Raw genomic sequence first — 16449 nt, forward strand, 5'->3', positions numbered from 1 at the left:
TTTATTAAAATTTAATAAAATCTGTTAAATTTCATTAATATGGAAAAACAATATCTATTTCTAATACAATAGGTTAAATATATACAAATAAATCCTTAATAAAGGATTTATTTTAAATTAACTCACCATATAGGTCAAACTCTTCTGCAGAAGTAATTTTCACCTCAGCAAATTCACCAATAGAAATATAAGTATTATCTGCAGAAACCAAAACTGTATTATCCACATCAGGGGAGTCATATTCTGTTCTTCCTATGAAATAATTACCTTCTTTTCTATCAAACACACATTTGAAAATTTTTCCAATTTTTTCTTGATTCTTTTCCCAAGAAATCTGAGACTGTAATTCCATGATCTCTTCTACTCTAGCTTCTTTTACTTCTTGAGGAATATCATCTTCCAAAACATAAGCCGTAGTATTTTCTTCATGAGAATATGTGAAACACCCTAATCTATCAAACTTTTGTTCTCTAACCCATTCTTTCATCTCTTGGAATCTCTCTTCAGTTTCTCCAGGATATCCAACAATTAGAGTGGTTCTAATTGCCATATCCGGAACTTTCAATCTGAATTTAGCAAGAAGTGCATCTGTCTTTTCATGAGTAGTCCCTCTTTTCATGGACTTTAATAAGTCTGAATTGATGTGTTGAAGTGGAATATCTATATAATTACAAACTTTAGGTTCTTCTCTAATGATATCTAAAACATCTTCAGGAAAGCCACTTGGGAAAGCATAATGAAGACGAATCCATTCTACACCTTCAACTTTTACAAGTTCTTTTAATAAATCTCCAAGTGCACGCTTTTTATAGATATCTAAACCATAATAAGTAAGATCCTGAGCAATTAAAATTAATTCTTTGGTTCCTTTTTTTGCTAGTTTTTGAGCTTCAGAAACTAATTTTTCAATAGGAGTAGAAGTATGAGCACCACGCATCAAAGGGATTGCACAAAAAGAGCATGGTCTGTCACAACCTTCAGATATTTTTAAATAAGCATAATGTCTAGGAGTAGTTGTTAATCGTTCTCCTACTAATTCATGTTTATAGTCTGCACCCAAATGCTTTAATAAAATAGGTAAATCTCTTGTTCCGAAATATTGATCAACATCAGGAATTTCCTTAATTAAATCCGGTTTATACCTTTCAGAAAGACATCCTGTTACAAAAACTTTTTCAACCTCTCCTCTATTTTTAGCTTCCACATACTCAAGAATTGTATTGATGGATTCTTCTTTAGCATTATCAATGAATCCACAAGTATTGATTACGACAATATCTCCACGGTCTTCATGTACTACTTCTTTCCCATTCGCTTTCAACTGACTCATCAACACTTCAGAGTCATATACATTCTTTGAGCAGCCAAGAGTGACAATATTAATTTTCTTTTTACCTATGGATTTTGTACGCATCTTTTTGATTTTGAGTCTGCAAAGATACGAAATATTGAAGAGTATGAATTAAAAAAAAGAAAACCACTTTAATAAAGTGGTTTTCAATATGCTAATTAAAAGTTATTCTCTTTAAAGCTTGGCGAATTTTTATCTTTATCCGAAAGAATCATATCAGCTGGATCAACTTTCCAATCAATGTTAAGTTCAGAATCATCAAACTTCACACTTCCTTCGGATTCTTTGTTGTAAAAGTTATCACATTTATATGCAAATACGGCAGTCTCACTTAAAACCGAAAAACCATGACCAAATCCTCTCGGAACATATAATTGAAGTTTATTTTCTTCTGTAAGTTCTATTCCAAACCATTTTCCAAAGCTGGGAGAATCTTCTCTAAGATCAACAGCAACATCCCAAACTTTACCTTCTAAACATGAAACAAGTTTAGCCTGAGCATGTTCTCCTTTCTGTAAATGTAAACCTCGTAGAACTCCATAAGAAGACTTAGATATGTTGTCTTGAACAAAATGTCCATTCATTCCTGTTAATTCTTCAAATTTTTTTTCATTAAATTTCTCAAAGAAATAGCCTCTGTCGTCTTCAAAAATAGTAGGCTCAATTATATAGCAATCTTTAAGCGGTGTTTCTTTTATTTTCATTTTTTCAATGCAGTTTATAAAATATCTACAAATTTACTTTATTATTTTGAAAAACGTTTTCCACAAAATTCTTAAATCTTCTTTGAAAGATATATTTTCTAAATAATCTAAATTCATTTTTACCTTATCTGGAAATATTACTTCGTCATTATAAGACTGAGGATTTTCTTTAGATCTTAACAAAACATCTTCATTACTATATTTAATACTCGCTTCAGAGGTTAATCCTGGCTTTAACTCTAAAATCTTTCTTTCATATCCTTCCAATCTGTCATAATATCCTTCAATATCAGGGCGAGGCCCTACAAAACTCATATCTCCTTTTATAATATTCAATAATTGGGTAAGCTCATCCAATTTAAATTTTCTAAGCGTCTTTCCTATTTTTGAACAACTCCTATTCTTTTCGTGAATAGTTTTAAATTTGAAAATGATAAAATTTTTCCCATATTGCCCAATCCTTTTTTGAAAAAAAAGACCATTGGAGGAAGTATCTAGACTTGCAATGATAAATAAAATAATCAACAATGGTATCAGAAAAACAGTCAAGGTTATCGCAAGGATAAAATCAAAAATAATTTTCCAATATTTATACTGATTCATTTTATTTTAAGAAATTAAGATCCAAAGTATACTTTAATCACGTTTGATATTCTTTCTCTATCTTCGTCAGATAAATTAGAACCTGAAGGCAAGCATAATCCGTTATCAAATAGTTCCTCCGCTACTTTTCCACCATAATAAGGTGCATTGAAAAAAACAGGCTGAAGATGCATTGGCTTCCACAAAGGTCTTGACTCGATATTATCTTCCAAAAAGGCTAAACGAAGATCTTCGCGGGTTTTCCCTGTAACTTCCGGATCTATAACAATAGCAGAAAGCCAGTGGTTAGAGTAATAATCTGCATTTGGTTCAGAGAAAACCATTACTCCATCTATGTTTGCGAATAAATTAACGTAAAACTCATGCATCGCTCTTCGCGCTTCAACACGACTTGACAAGACTTCCATCTGACCTCGTCCAATTCCTGCAACAATATTGCTCATTCTATAATTGAAACCGATATGTGAATGCTGATAGTGTGGAGCGTTATCTCGTGCCTGAGTTGATAAAAATACAGCTTTATCTTTATCTTCTTGAGCATGGCAAACTAATGCCCCTCCTCCAGAAGTAGTAATAATTTTATTTCCATTGAAGGATAATACTCCAAAACGACCGAAAGTTCCGGCAGCTTTTCCTTTGTATGTTGAACCTAATGCTTCAGCTGCATCTTCAATTACAGGAATGTTATATTTTTCGGAAATAGCAGATATTTCGTCTACTTTATAAGGCATTCCATACAAATGAACAGCCAAAATAGCTTTAGGAGTTTTTCCTTTTGCAATTCTGTCTTGTATGGCTTCTTCCAATGCTTTTGGACAAAGGTTCCAAGTTTCAGTTTCGGAATCTACAAAAACGGGAGTTGCACCTTGATATGCAATAGGGTTTGCCGTTGCAGAGAATGTCATGGATTGACAAATAACTTCATCTCCATAACCAACACCCAATTCAATTAAAGCCAAATGAATTGCTGCAGTTCCCGCAGATAAAACAGCTACTTTTACATCTTGATTTAAAAATCTCTCTAAATCTTCTTCAAAACCATTAACATTAGGCCCAAGTGGTGCTACCCAATTTTCGGAAAATGCTTCGTGAATGTATTTTAATTCTGTTCCTCCCATATGTGGAGAGGATAACCATATTTTTTCTGACATTATTTTGTTTTTTCTAGTGCAAAATTACTTATTCGACTTTATATAAGTTTACTTATCTCATTTAAATTTTTAATTCTATATTTTGGCAAATATTCGTCTTCCAATTCAAAATTCTGTGGGTGAATATTTTGACCATTATTTAATAAGCAAATGCTTATCCATCCCAATGTATTAGGGGTCACAAAATCTTTTTTAGGATTATCTGCAATATAATAATAGTCATCTATTCCCTCTTCGATAAAGGCACAATAATTTCTTTGGTCGGGTTTAGTAGATCCAAATTCTTCTGAGACAATTATTTTATCAAATATTGTTTCAACACCCAAAGCATTTAATTTATTTCGTTGAGTTACAGATCTGCCATCAGTGATAAGGCCTATTTTATATCCTTGATTTTTTAAATTTAAAAGCAGTTCTTTAGCATTCTCATTTAAATGAATTTTGGGATAATGATTTCGGTAAATCTCTAATAAATCTTTTACTTCAAATTTTGAATATTGAGTATTTAAAAATTCAAAAACATTTTCACCTTCTTTATATTTTGAAAACATTTCTTCATAGAGTTTTTCTTGAATTTCATTATCTACAATTGATACAATCTCTTTATAAGCAGATTTTAGATAATCAACCTCATACATTAATGTGTCATCCAAGTCAAAAATAATATACTTAGTCTTCATAATTACGAACTAAAACTTCATCATCATATCGAAGCATCAACAAATTATCTTCCCAATCATTAAAATATTCAATAGAATTCCCTAAAATATATTCGTCAATTAAATATTTAGGATAATTAGCTCCTGCCAAATAACTCAATGGGTAACCTCCTCCAAATCTTGGATTAATCTCAATTCCTATTATTCGCTTTGATTCTTGATTAAAGAAAAACTGCATAGTCAAACAACCAACAGCACCTTCAATGTGAGACAATCGTTGGTTAATATAATCTACAATTTCATTTTTGTTTGTAACACCTTTATTAACTTCTCCAGCACGAACAAAAATTCTTTTCCTAGGTACAATACATTTTAAATTTCCATTTTTATCAAAATAAGTATCTACTGTATATTCATCGTATTGTGCATGATTAATATACTCCATAAACATCAATTTTGGATTTTGAAAATGATAATCCGTAAGATCTGATTCATTTTCGATAAGGAAGGTATCTTTACTTAAAGAACCGTCATATGGTTTTATAAATAAAGGAAATGAAAGATTATTTTTGTCTAAATTTTTAGGAATATCAATATTATTTTCAATAAAAAATTGATTGATAATCCTTTTATCTCGACACGCTTTTACAAACTCAAGCCCAGATACAATAGGAATAATTCCTTCTTTTAAAAACAATTCTCTGTTCTCTGCTAATACTAATAATTCAGTATCAATTGTTGGTATAATTAATCTTATGCTTAATTCTTTGCAGAGGTTAATAAGCTCTGAAATATAATTAGGATCCGTTACTCGATTTACAGTTCTGTATCCATCAGAGATATGACAAGCTGGTGCCAATATAGGATTTAAATCTACAGTATAAACCTTATTATTTTGATTAAGTTTTTTTATTTCTTTCTGAAATGCCTTCACTAAAGAAACACGTTGTCCCGCTGAAGTGATTAATATGTTTTGATTCATCTTAATTATTTCCATTAAATACTTCCATTGTTGCTTGTCCTTCTTGTGAGATTCCTTCTCGTACAAATACTTTCTTTAAAGTAAGAAAAAATATTTTAACATCTAGCAAAAAGGAAATATGCTCTACATACCAAACATCAAGTTCAAATTTCCGTTTCCAAGAAATTGCGTTTCGTCCATTCACTTGTGCCCAACCTGTAATACCCGGTCTAACTTTGTGTCTCCTTTTTTGTTCCAAATTATACAAAGGAAGATATTGAGGTAATAAAGGTCTTGGTCCTATTAGTGCCATATCTCCTTTCAAAACATTAATTAATTGCGGAATTTCGTCCAAGGACGTTTTCCGCACAAAAGCACCAATTCCTGTCAAACGGTCAGCATCTGGCAATAAATCACCATTTGCATCCTTTTTATCATTCATTGTTTTGAACTTTATGATTTTAAAAATGCGTTCATTCATTCCTGGACGAAACTGAAAAAAGAAAGGCTTACCATCATTAGCTAAATATAAACCAATAGTAACGATTATAAAAATTGGAGAAAGCAGTATTAATCCAATTAACGCAGCAAAAAAATCGATAAAACGTTTAAAATTATTTTTATACATTATTTTAATTTGCTATATATCAAAAAATAAGACTTATCAACAGTATATTTATCTAGAAGCAGTTTTTTAGCATTACTCCCTAAAACTATCAGATCTTCATTTAATATTTTGTTTACACTATCTTGCATAGATTTCTGATTTCCTGATAATACTTTATATCCACATCTATTCTCCTCTACAATATCACCAATATCTGTATTCGGATCGGTTGCTACTAAAACCGGCATCTTCATTTCTAAATAAGATAATAACCGTGAAGGAAAATTAGGTATTAAAAATCTTTTATCCAAGAATATCAATCCAATATCACATGCGGCTAACATTTTATCATAATCTTCTTTAGAAAGACGCTGCAAAAGTTTAGCATTTTTAGGTTGGTTTATATCAAACCATTCTTTAATTCTTACAAATTCTGTCCCATCTCCAACGATTAAGAAAAAAGCTTCTTCATTTGTTGTAGCTTCAATTGTTTCTAATAAGAAATCTAAACCTTGAGGTTTGCCCAAATTCCCCCCATAAACAAAGACTTTCCTATTTACAGGAATATTGTATTTTTCACGAATAGCTTTTTTTTCATCATTGGAATAATTGAAATTTATCGGCTCAATGGTATTCGGGTTTACTTCTAATTTTTGCAGACTTACTTCTGGATTATGTGTTATTACAAAATTGACATTTGCCGGAGACATACATCCTATTGTATCAGAAATTTGGTAAAGCTTTTTTTCTTTCTTCAAAAATTGTTGATGGATAAAGCCTTCTTTTTTCAACATTCCCATATCTACTGCATTTTGAGGAAAAATATCCTTCAATAATAAATAGCTGTAAGCATTATCTCTTTTTTTTATAAACTCGATTACTTTCGCGAACGTAATAGGTGGTGTTGAATACAATACCAAGTCAAACTTTTTGTGAGCCAAATACTTCTTTATGGCCGACAAAAACTGAAATTCAATTGCCAAAGTTCCAATACCTTTTTCAACAATATTCGTTTTTTGGATATTCAATGTTTTAACCTGAAGTATCGAAACACCTTCTTGTTGCTTAAAATTCGTAGAAACTTTCTGACGTCTTTCCACAGGGGTAACAATGGTAACGTCATGACCTTCATCTCTGAACTTGCGCAACAAATCCTGATAGATACCTCGCTGTTCAACCGAATTTATACTAGCTAACGTGAGAAAAATAACATTCATATATCTTATATTTCTTCAGACCAAACTGTTCTTTTGATATAATCTGTGTAAGAAATAATAATTCTTACTACTTTTTCTGAAACATTTGGCATTGAATAATCTGATACCGGTCTGAAGTTTCTTTCTTCACCTACTTTTTGTTGTAATACCTGAGCTAATCCTTGCATGATTCTTTCAGGAGATAACCCCACCATCATTACTGAAGCTTCTTCCATTGCTTCTGGACGCTCATGCGCCTGACGAATATTTAAAGCTCTAAAATTTAAGATAGATGACTCTTCAGAAATTGTTCCTGAATCTGAAAGGCATGCATAAGCATTCATTTGCAATGCGTTATAATCGTGGAAACCAAGTGGCTTTAAAAACTGAATTTCAGGGCGCATTTCAATTTCCATCTTGTTGATCATATTTTGTGTTCTAGGATGTGTAGAAACAATAATTGGGTACTGATATTTCTCTGCAATAGCGTTGAGAGATGTCATTAATCCACGGAAATTCTTTTCAGAGTTTATATTCTCTTCACGATGCGATGATACTACAAAGAATTTGCCTTTTTCAAGGTTTAGCTTTTCTAAAACGTTAGAAGCTTTAATATCTGATAAGTAATGATTTAAAACTTCAAACATCGGCGAACCGGTCTTAATGATTCTATCTGCAGGAAGGCCTTCTCTTAATAAATATTCACGAGCAATATCAGAATAGGTAAGATTAATATCTGCTGTATGATCCACAATTTTACGATTGGTTTCCTCAGGAACTCTCTGATCAAAACATCTGTTGCCTGCTTCCATATGGAAAATTGGAATATGTCTTTTTTTAGCAGGAATTGCACAAAGACACGAATTGGTATCTCCTAAAATTAAGAAAGCATCAGGTTTTAATTCTTCCAAAAGTGGATCAATCTTAATTAAAATATTTCCTACAGTTTCCGTTGCCGTTTTACCAGCGGCTTCTAAAAAAAAGTCAGGTTTACGCAGCCCTAAATCATCAAAGAAAATTTGGTTAAGCTCGTAATCATAATTTTGTCCCGTATGGACTATAATATGTTCAACAGCTTCGGATGCGTCCAAAGCTGATAATACTCTTGATAATCTAATAATTTCTGGACGTGTCCCAACGACCGTCATTACTTTTAATTTTTTCATTTTTATGTTTAACTATTAAACCGTTTCAAAATAAGTATCTGCGTCTTCTGGATTAAAAGGTTCATCAATCCAGAAAATAGTATATAAGTCTTCGTTCCCGACATTTTTAATATTGTGAGTGTACCAAATTGGCATATCTACATAAGCCGGTTCTACTCCATCTAAATAAAAATCTAAAACTTCATCTGTATTGATTTTTCTTAATTGAATTAAAGCCTTACCTTTAATTACAGCAAATCTTTCAATTTTACGGGTGTGATAATGATTTCCTCTGGTAATCTCCGGAACTGTGGTTGAGAAAGAACATTGTCCACCAATTCCTAAGCGAATTACTTCTACAAACGCACCTCTAGGGTCAGTATGTTGTGTAAATTTAACAGGGAAATGTGTTTTATAGTCCATATAAGAACGATATGTGTTGAACAGATTATGTTCAAATTTATCGTTCAGAACCGGGATCTCTCCATTATCAAAATATTTTGTTTTATAATCATTCAATAAAGCTAAAACTTCTGAAACTTTTTTAGTTGAAGTTGGCTCTATGAATAATTCTGGTTGGCTTTTTTCTGATTGAATTTCATTAATAATTTTCATGACTAATTCCTGGACATAAATCAATTTAACTTCTCCATCGTTCGCAATTGTTGGCATTTCGCCATGCGTTAATTGATAACAAAAAGTAGCAATAAATGAATTATAAAAAGGTTTGCCAAAGGCTCCAAAAACATTTGGAATAATTAATCCTGTTACTTTTCCACTATTTTCATTTGCCCAGTTTACAATAGCTTCACGACCTTCACGTTTTGATTTTCCATACAAGTTATCACGTTCTTCTTGTGTGGAAGAAGAAATTAAAACATGAGCTTTAGAATTAGTTCTTTCTAATGATGTTACTAACTTATTGCACAAAGCTATATTTGTCTCATAAATCATTTGCTCAGAATCATGGCGATTCATTGCTGCTAAATGAACAATAATATCACATTTTTTAATGAACTCATCTAGCTTATCGTTGTCTTCAAAGAATTCTTTTTGAAAATCAACACGTTCAAATTCTTCTGGAAATAATCCCAAAGTGTTATATAAATGGCTTCCAACGAAACCTTTTTGTCCAGTAATCCCTATTTTTTTCATAGTTATTTTTTAAAGTAATCTAATGAGAATCGGTATTCGTCTTGGATTTGGCCCAAAGCATAATCTGCCAAAACAAGTAATTTGCTTCCTTCTTTTTTTGCTTGAATTGAGGTTATATAACCCCCAGGAATATGCAGATAAGTTAGGGATTCGCAATCTAATCGATATTTCGTAATCATTAAATCTTTTGAAGGCTGAGCAAAGTCATCAATTTGAATAACTGAAACTTCAAACTCACCTTTCATGCAAGCAAACCAACGTTGTTCTATTTTATGTCCTTGCCATCCTCTTATAAACTCAGTAGAATGATTCTCTATGGTATAAATACGCTTAATCTCAGAAGCGTCAAACTCATTATTAAAAGTAATAATGCCTCTATCATCTTCGTGTTTCTTACCAGCTAGAATCATAATTTCTGAATTTCAAATCTCCAATTAATATGGATATTGCATAACATCTTCTCCAAAAATTTCTTTTCGGATAAGTGGCAGTTTAGAAATCAACTTTTTAAGACCTTCAACCCCTTGCTGTTCTGTGTTATGAGAATGATAATCTTCTATTTTGGAAATATCTTCTTCACCTTCCGAAAAATACTTATCATAATTTAGATCACGATTATCAGCAGGAATACGGTAAAAGTCTCCCATATCTTCCGCTTTAGTCATTTCTTCACGTGTACAAAGCGTTTCATATAATTTTTCTCCATGACGTGTTCCGATAATCTTAACTGGAATTTCTTTTCCTGTCATTTCGATTAATGCCTGAGCCAAATCTCTAATACTTCCTGCCGGCGCTTTGTTAACAAATAAATCCCCTGGGTTTCCATTTTCAAAAGCAAATAAAACCAAATCAACAGCGTCTTCCAATGACATGAAAAATCGTGACATATTAGGATCCGTAATTGTAATAGGTTCCCCTTTTTGAATTTGATTTAAAAACAAAGGTATAACCGATCCTCTGGATGCCATAACGTTACCATAACGTGTTAAGCAAACTACAGTATCGGTAAGATTTCTAGCTTCTGCAACCGCAACTTTTTCCATCATTGCTTTAGAAATTCCCATTGCATTAATTGGATATGCCGCTTTATCCGTTGAAAGACATATTACTTTCTGAACCTTATTAGCCGCAGCTGCGCGAATTACATTTTGAGTTCCTTCAACATTAGTTTTTACAGCTTGCATTGGAAAAAATTCACATGAAGGTACTTGCTTTAATGCTGCAGCATGAAAAATATAATCTACATCACGTGTCGCAGGTTCTACTGAACTGTAATCGCGAACATCACCGATGTAGTATTTAATTTTATCATCCTTATAAAGATTTCGCATATCATCTTGTTTCTTCTCATCACGAGAAAAGATACGAATTTCTTTAAAATGGTCTGTTTGTAAAAAACGATTCAAAACAGCTGTTCCAAAAGAACCTGTTCCACCTGTAATTAATAGTATTTTATTTTTTATTTGTTGCATGTCTTAATTTAATAATTTAATCAATTGGTTTATTTCATTTTTAATGATTTGTTGTGTTGAATGTACGTTATTTTTTATACTTTCTACCAATGCTAGATAAATGCTTTTCTCTTCAAAAGGATCAAAAGTAATACTTGGTTCGCACACCTGAAAAGTATAAGGTAAATTAGCACCTATAACTTCACAACCACATTCTATTGCCTCAACAATGCCTAGTCCAAAGCTTTCTTCTAAAGACGGAAAAACTAAATATTTGGTTTTATTATATTGTTTTATTAATTGTTCTCTTTTAATAAATCCTAAATTAACTATTGGATATCCTTGTTCTATTTTTTCCTTAATTAATTCTCCAAGAGAAATAAATATGTCAAAATCTACTGTTACATATAATTTTCCTCTTTTTATTTCATCATAAAATTTGCAAAATGCATTTAATAACCTAATATGATTTTTATGTGGAGTGCCTGCACTTACATAAATATAGGAGTCTGCTTCCCTATCTCGTTCTTCATCTTTTAAATCATGGTTTGGATAAAATGGTAGAACTAATACATTATTAGAGTTAAATTTATATTTTTTTAAGAAACCTTCTTTTACCAAGTTACTTTGCACCAACAGAAAATCTGTATTTTTTAAAAGTTTAGAAAAAATAAAAGATTTTGTTTTAAACAATAACCTTTGCAAAATACTAAATTCTTTCGGGACATTAAGATATAAAGTCTGTTGAAGATACGTATAAACTGGTATATCTAGCCGAAGAGTTGGAGGTAAATTTCCAAAACAAAATACTTTAGTAAATTTTTGAAAATTATTTTTATAAAATGTATATCTATTAGATAATGATGCTTTTAAATACAGCCTTCGATCAGCCGGAATGTAATTAAAATCATTTAAGCATCTTTCATCAAAAAGATAAAAAGCTTCTACATTATGATCTACTAACTTTTGGACTAAGTAATCAAGAAGAACTCTTCCACCACCATTGTTAATATACAAAGCATCAATTAGTAACATTATTATTCAAAATTGTATTTACATTAGACTCTATTTCATAATTTCTATTTGTATTGTATTTTAATTTTCTTAAAACACCTAATTCCTTGGTAGCAACTATTTTAAGATTTTTCTGATTACCTTGGCTTGTATAGGCTAGACATCCTTCGGAAATATTGTAGATAGATACTTTTGGAATATAAAAATCAGTATCAAAATTAACAAATCGCATATTACTAAAAGAATAATTACCATTAATTATATCATTGTTAATTTGCTTTACTCCATACTTTCCTGAGCCAAGAAAACAATTATCAATGATAACATTACCAGGACTATTCAAACCAAATCCTATTTCAGTTGTTTCAATATGACAATCTCGTACTTCTGTTGATGCACCGCACATAATGGCAATTCCTCCCTCTGCATATCCTTTATTTCTAAGAGTACCTATTTGCTCAATATCTACTCTTTGTATCATTAATCTTGAGCCCTTTTCTTCTATACCTATTTCCGAACAGCCTGTAATTATACCATCAGTAATTGAAGTAAAATAACTCCCATTTTCAAAAACGATTCCCTTTCTACATGCACCAACAAAAAAATCCCGTATTTTATTATTAACAGCTGTTGTTCCCTTAATTCCAATATCAAAGTTTGAAATTCTTAGTTTTTCAAGAAAATAAAAATTTGAATTATTAAGTATTAAGCCTGTTGTAGACGCTTTATTAGAGCCACGAATACTTAATTCACTTATTTTAGCGCTAGAAACATCTTTATAAGGCGAAAGCCGAATTCCATCGGCCAAACAGTTGATAACAGTTACATTAATTCCTTCCCCAATAATACTAATAAAAGGATCCCTTACTTCAATTGCCTTACTAGTCTTGTAAATTCCTTTTGGAACAAATAAAGTTCCTCCCTCAAAAGCAGCAAGATAATCTACTGCTTTTTGAATACTTGCAACATCATCATTTTTACCGTCTCCTTTGCTTCCAAACCATTTTACGTTAATATTCCCAGAAAAACTTCTTTTATATAGCTGCCCTTTTATATTAATGAAAATAACCTGATCTGCATTATAGTTTTTAGGAAGTTGGCTTTCATACTTTTCAAAAGCAAACACTTCATTTACATTTTGATCAAGAAGAAAGACCTTTTCTGTTAAATTAATATTCTTACTATTTTGTACAGCATCGTTAATTGATACATACTTAACATCTTGAGAAAAACAAAATGTAATATTAAAGAACAAAACGATTAAACATATATTTTTCATAAGCTAACTAATTATGAATTCAATTTATATTATCCAACTTTAACTGGAAACTCTTTATTAAAAATAGATTTATATGGAATGTACAAATCTTTATATGCAAAAATAACTCCATAAAACTTGAACCCTAAATAGACAATCAACAACAGTAATAGTAAATTTTTAATTATTTTATTTTTGGTTTGTAAAATCAATATTGGATACAAGAAAATTTGAAATATTTCATAATATCCTGAAAAACGAATTAAAGCAACAGAAATAGGTACAAATAAAATAAATAACACCACACTCATCAGGTACAGGTTAAATATTCCTCTAAATTGTACTTTTTCATAATTTTTAAATAGAAAAATTATGAAAATTCCAATTAGGAAAAGTCTATATGAGACTCCTCTAATCATCGTTTCCATAGGTGAATAACCAGACCCAAACGATTCATCTGCTCCAGATTCCATATAAGCGCTACTTCTTTCTGATAATGCTCCTAAACTACTATTCCCTATGGTTGTGAGTAATGAGCTAGCAACAGATGTTAAAACAAAACTACTAATTAAAATAACTATTATCTGCTTTTTTGAAAGATTAAGATTATATATCCAATAAGCCGGAAAAAATATTAACGCAGACTTATGAAAAAGCATCGCAATAAAAACAGTTAGTAAAAATAGATATAATTTTCTTTGAATAATAAAATTTAGGGCTAAAACACAAATTGCAACAGCAATTGCCTGTCTTGTAAAAAATATACTAGCAAGCGATACACTAAACCAAACTAAAACCGATAATATAGGAGCCTCTGAATACTTTCTAATGATATAAAAAAAACAAAAAAAGATGATTGAAGCTTCTACAAATAATAAAACCGAAAAATCCCCTGTAGCAGAATAAACAAATGAATTAAGCTTTATAAACAAAAACTCATACATCATTTGTAGGTATTCATTACTTGCCATATTTTCGAAGATGAATTTATATGCAGACCAATCTGTCCCTCTTTCCCATCTTAAAAATGACAGCAAATAGAATACTAAGATTATAGGTATGGCAGCTATTTTCCCAAACTTTCTTCCGAGATTCATCTCGGAAAAAGATAACAAACTAATTAATCCAAAAATTATATATAAATACATAGTATGACATTCATTTTCTAAACATCCTGAATTGGATAATTAATATTTTCCCAACTAAAAGCGTGTTTTAATTCGTTGAATTCTTTTACTGATTCTAAACTGACCTCATGTTTGATCAGCTTTCTGATGATACTTTCCATTTCATTAATATCTTCACATAAGTATCCTATTTTTCCATACGAACAAATATGATTGAAATAATTATTTTCAATAGCAATTACAGGCTTTTCGTGATTGATAGCATCAAAAATTGCTCCACTAGCCGTTAATTGATACTGGTTTTGTTTATAAAAAAACAATATCGCATTCAACTCTTTAATTGCTTCATTATATTCATTTGATGGTATTATAGTATTCGCTTTCGTTATGAAATTTAGCAAAGGATAATTTTCTATTTTATAGCCATGCTTACCTATAACATATAGCTCCAACTTCTTATCCATAATGACATCTTTCAATCTTTCAGAAAGCTCAATAAAGCTAAGCATCCCTTTATTTTCTCCTATAGCACCTACAATTCCCATTTTGACAGGTAATGAAAACTGTTTTTCACCAGGTACATTCTTAAAAAAATAAGGATGCTCCATACTCACAACTGCACCATTATTCTTAGGATATAACTCAATAAGTTTTTCGCGAATGGGTGCTCCTAATGCAATAATCTTTATGTTGTTTGATATCTTATTTTTAAAAAATCTTTGAAGTAGTTTCTTATAAACAAAGATAGGCTTATTTTTGGGTACATCCTGAATGAGATATTCTAACTCACCATGTGCTATTATTGTAAGATTAATTTTAAAAATATTTGAAATAAAGTTAAAATATAAAGTACCAAATTCATTTAAATTTGCTAAAATAACATCTCTATTTTTATACTTTAATAACAAGAAGAATAATAAAATACTTGCGTATATTTTTCTTGAAAAAATATGATGTGATTTTCTTCCCTCTAAAACCTTAATTTCTTTAAATTCAATTTTATTAGAATGAGAATTAACATCATTGTCTACTAAGATGTTCTTTAAATTTTCATAACTAGATTTCGAAGATAAATATAGTATGTTTTCAAATCTCGCTTCTAAAATTTTAAAAAAGGCTGCGTTGAAAACTTCATGAAAATTTCCAATCGAATTTGAATCAATAAAAATAGCGCTCTTCCCCATTAAAAATAAGACTTAAAATTTGCTTTACAAAATGTTACTTTCTCCTTCCAAGTATAGTTTCTAAGCGCCAATCTTCCGATAGTCATAAAAAAATCTAAAAAAATATATTTAAAGAAATTCTTTCCATCGTGTTTTCTAAGAAAACGATTTCTACTTTGATGTATGACAATTCTTTTAAAATTGGACACAGTTGATCCAAAATCACTTCCTCCTTCAAGATGAATAATTCTAGTTGTTGTTATTAAATAATTTATATATCCTAAACTCTGTATTCTTTTTTGTAAATCTGTCTCTTCGTAATATAGAAAGAAATTTTCATCAAAGCCTTCAATTTCCTCATAAATGCGCTTTGAAATCATCAGATCTGCACCTGTAACATAATCAATCTGTTGATAATCATCGTTTTTTGCTATTTTATATTCTTTAACAGGTCTCCTCAAATATGCATTTACATACTTATCCACAGTAGGGAAATTTCCACCGCTGTTAATAATATTTTGATTTTCATCTATTAAAGTAGCACCCAACGTTCCAATTTTCAATTTCCCTTCATTATGCCTATAGAAATCTAATAGTATTTTAATAGAATTATCAATTAGAATAGTATCTGTGTTTAACAGAAATAGATATTTACCTACAGCATTTTTAGCTCCTAAATTATTTGCAGCACCAAAGCCTGCGTTCTTACCAAACTCAATAAATTTAATATACGGTAATTTTGACAGTACTTCTACGGAATTATCTGATGAATCATTGTCTACTACAATAATCTCATATGAGAAACTGGTCGAAAATTCTCTAATACTATCAATGCATGCTAATGTTAGTTGGCACGTATTGTAATTTACTAATATAATAGAACAATCTAAATTTTGCATTTTTT

The 16449-nt window shown here is 30.6% G+C and carries 17 protein-coding genes; all 17 read right to left on the minus strand.

The features are described 5' to 3' along the window. Nucleotides 1-112: 112 nt before the first annotated feature. The 17 genes from rimO to BUB80_RS05040 all read right to left on the minus strand — a co-directional run bounded on the left by rimO (nucleotide 113) and on the right by BUB80_RS05040 (nucleotide 16444). Nucleotides 113-1414: a 30S ribosomal protein S12 methylthiotransferase RimO gene (rimO, locus tag BUB80_RS04960; protein WP_073291501.1), complete on the minus strand. Its 1302-nt coding sequence runs from the start codon at nucleotides 1412-1414 to the stop codon at nucleotides 113-115. Nucleotides 1415-1509: 95 nt separating this feature from the next. After that, nucleotides 1510-2055, minus strand: a complete 546-nt coding sequence (gene rfbC / locus BUB80_RS04965; protein WP_073291502.1) for a dTDP-4-dehydrorhamnose 3,5-epimerase — start codon at nucleotides 2053-2055, stop codon at nucleotides 1510-1512. Nucleotides 2056-2088: 33 nt separating this feature from the next. Beyond that, entirely contained in the window at nucleotides 2089-2658 is a 570-nt protein-coding gene (locus tag BUB80_RS04970) for a sugar transferase (protein WP_073291504.1), read from the minus strand. Nucleotides 2659-2672: 14 nt separating this feature from the next. Further along, a complete protein-coding gene (locus BUB80_RS04975; protein WP_073291505.1) occupies nucleotides 2673-3809 on the minus strand; it encodes a DegT/DnrJ/EryC1/StrS family aminotransferase in 1137 nt (378 codons plus the stop codon). 38 nt (nucleotides 3810-3847) lie between these two features. Beyond that, nucleotides 3848-4489, minus strand: a complete 642-nt coding sequence (locus BUB80_RS04980) for an HAD family hydrolase (RefSeq protein ID WP_073291507.1) — start codon at nucleotides 4487-4489, stop codon at nucleotides 3848-3850. Continuing rightward, complete coding sequence (locus tag BUB80_RS04985) at nucleotides 4479-5465, minus strand: ATP-grasp domain-containing protein (RefSeq protein ID WP_228433694.1); 987 nt, start codon at nucleotides 5463-5465, stop codon at nucleotides 4479-4481. The genes BUB80_RS04980 and BUB80_RS04985 overlap by 11 nt, the downstream gene beginning before the upstream one ends. Next, nucleotides 5452-6057: a sugar transferase gene (locus BUB80_RS04990; protein ID WP_073291509.1), complete on the minus strand. Its 606-nt coding sequence runs from the start codon at nucleotides 6055-6057 to the stop codon at nucleotides 5452-5454. The genes BUB80_RS04985 and BUB80_RS04990 overlap by 14 nt, the downstream gene beginning before the upstream one ends. Then, entirely contained in the window at nucleotides 6057-7253 is a 1197-nt protein-coding gene (locus BUB80_RS04995) for a glycosyltransferase family 4 protein (protein ID WP_073291510.1), read from the minus strand. The genes BUB80_RS04990 and BUB80_RS04995 overlap by 1 nt, the downstream gene beginning before the upstream one ends. A 5-nt stretch (nucleotides 7254-7258) precedes the next feature. After that, nucleotides 7259-8398 (minus strand): non-hydrolyzing UDP-N-acetylglucosamine 2-epimerase, encoded by a 1140-nt coding sequence (wecB, locus tag BUB80_RS05000; RefSeq protein ID WP_073291512.1) that lies wholly within the window; start codon nucleotides 8396-8398, stop codon nucleotides 7259-7261. Nucleotides 8399-8413: 15 nt separating this feature from the next. Next, nucleotides 8414-9532 carry a polysaccharide biosynthesis C-terminal domain-containing protein gene (locus BUB80_RS05005; protein ID WP_073291514.1) on the minus strand — a complete coding sequence of 373 codons (1119 nt, stop codon included), beginning with the start codon at nucleotides 9530-9532 and terminating at the stop codon, nucleotides 8414-8416. Nucleotides 9533-9534: 2 nt separating this feature from the next. Next, nucleotides 9535-9942, minus strand: coding sequence for a WxcM-like domain-containing protein (locus tag BUB80_RS05010; RefSeq protein WP_073291515.1), 408 nt, complete (start codon nucleotides 9940-9942; stop codon nucleotides 9535-9537). A 24-nt stretch (nucleotides 9943-9966) separates the two neighbouring features. After that, the gene (locus tag BUB80_RS05015) at nucleotides 9967-11004 is read right to left on the minus strand and encodes a polysaccharide biosynthesis protein (protein ID WP_073291517.1); all 1038 of its coding nucleotides are present in this window, start codon (nucleotides 11002-11004) and stop codon (nucleotides 9967-9969) included. A gap of 3 nt (nucleotides 11005-11007) precedes the next feature. Continuing rightward, nucleotides 11008-12018 carry a glycosyltransferase gene (locus tag BUB80_RS05020; protein WP_073291519.1) on the minus strand — a complete coding sequence of 337 codons (1011 nt, stop codon included), beginning with the start codon at nucleotides 12016-12018 and terminating at the stop codon, nucleotides 11008-11010. Then, the gene (locus tag BUB80_RS05025; RefSeq protein ID WP_073291521.1) at nucleotides 12005-13276 is read right to left on the minus strand and encodes a glycosyl hydrolase family 28-related protein; all 1272 of its coding nucleotides are present in this window, start codon (nucleotides 13274-13276) and stop codon (nucleotides 12005-12007) included. The genes BUB80_RS05020 and BUB80_RS05025 overlap by 14 nt, the downstream gene beginning before the upstream one ends. Nucleotides 13277-13305: 29 nt before the next feature. Continuing rightward, entirely contained in the window at nucleotides 13306-14403 is a 1098-nt protein-coding gene (locus BUB80_RS05030) for an EpsG family protein (RefSeq protein WP_083547057.1), read from the minus strand. Between the two features lie 17 nt (nucleotides 14404-14420). After that, the gene (locus tag BUB80_RS05035; RefSeq protein WP_073291526.1) at nucleotides 14421-15566 is read right to left on the minus strand and encodes a glycosyltransferase; all 1146 of its coding nucleotides are present in this window, start codon (nucleotides 15564-15566) and stop codon (nucleotides 14421-14423) included. After that, nucleotides 15566-16444 (minus strand): glycosyltransferase family 2 protein, encoded by an 879-nt coding sequence (locus tag BUB80_RS05040; protein WP_073291528.1) that lies wholly within the window; start codon nucleotides 16442-16444, stop codon nucleotides 15566-15568. Before BUB80_RS05040 ends, BUB80_RS05035 begins: the two co-directional genes overlap by 1 nt. Nucleotides 16445-16449 lie beyond the last annotated feature (5 nt).

Source organism: Chryseobacterium polytrichastri (genome assembly GCF_900142445.1).
GTDB lineage: Bacteria > Bacteroidota > Bacteroidia > Flavobacteriales > Weeksellaceae > Chryseobacterium > Chryseobacterium polytrichastri.

Coding starts and splice junctions, on each gene's coding strand:
- rimO (WP_073291501.1), bottom strand. CDS start 1,414: ATGCGTACAAAATCCATAGGTAAAAAGAAAATTAATATTGTCACTCTT.
- rfbC (WP_073291502.1), bottom strand. CDS start 2,055: ATGAAAATAAAAGAAACACCGCTTAAAGATTGCTATATAATTGAGCCT.
- BUB80_RS04970 (WP_073291504.1), bottom strand. CDS start 2,658: ATGAATCAGTATAAATATTGGAAAATTATTTTTGATTTTATCCTTGCG.
- BUB80_RS04975 (WP_073291505.1), bottom strand. CDS start 3,809: ATGTCAGAAAAAATATGGTTATCCTCTCCACATATGGGAGGAACAGAA.
- BUB80_RS04980 (WP_073291507.1), bottom strand. CDS start 4,489: ATGAAGACTAAGTATATTATTTTTGACTTGGATGACACATTAATGTAT.
- BUB80_RS04985 (WP_228433694.1), bottom strand. CDS start 5,465: ATGGAAATAATTAAGATGAATCAAAACATATTAATCACTTCAGCGGGA.
- BUB80_RS04990 (WP_073291509.1), bottom strand. CDS start 6,057: ATGTATAAAAATAATTTTAAACGTTTTATCGATTTTTTTGCTGCGTTA.
- BUB80_RS04995 (WP_073291510.1), bottom strand. CDS start 7,253: ATGAATGTTATTTTTCTCACGTTAGCTAGTATAAATTCGGTTGAACAG.
- wecB (WP_073291512.1), bottom strand. CDS start 8,398: ATGAAAAAATTAAAAGTAATGACGGTCGTTGGGACACGTCCAGAAATT.
- BUB80_RS05005 (WP_073291514.1), bottom strand. CDS start 9,532: ATGAAAAAAATAGGGATTACTGGACAAAAAGGTTTCGTTGGAAGCCAT.
- BUB80_RS05010 (WP_073291515.1), bottom strand. CDS start 9,942: ATGATTCTAGCTGGTAAGAAACACGAAGATGATAGAGGCATTATTACT.
- BUB80_RS05015 (WP_073291517.1), bottom strand. CDS start 11,004: ATGCAACAAATAAAAAATAAAATACTATTAATTACAGGTGGAACAGGT.
- BUB80_RS05020 (WP_073291519.1), bottom strand. CDS start 12,018: ATGTTACTAATTGATGCTTTGTATATTAACAATGGTGGTGGAAGAGTT.
- BUB80_RS05025 (WP_073291521.1), bottom strand. CDS start 13,276: ATGAAAAATATATGTTTAATCGTTTTGTTCTTTAATATTACATTTTGT.
- BUB80_RS05030 (WP_083547057.1), bottom strand. CDS start 14,403: ATGTATTTATATATAATTTTTGGATTAATTAGTTTGTTATCTTTTTCC.
- BUB80_RS05035 (WP_073291526.1), bottom strand. CDS start 15,566: ATGGGGAAGAGCGCTATTTTTATTGATTCAAATTCGATTGGAAATTTT.
- BUB80_RS05040 (WP_073291528.1), bottom strand. CDS start 16,444: ATGCAAAATTTAGATTGTTCTATTATATTAGTAAATTACAATACGTGC.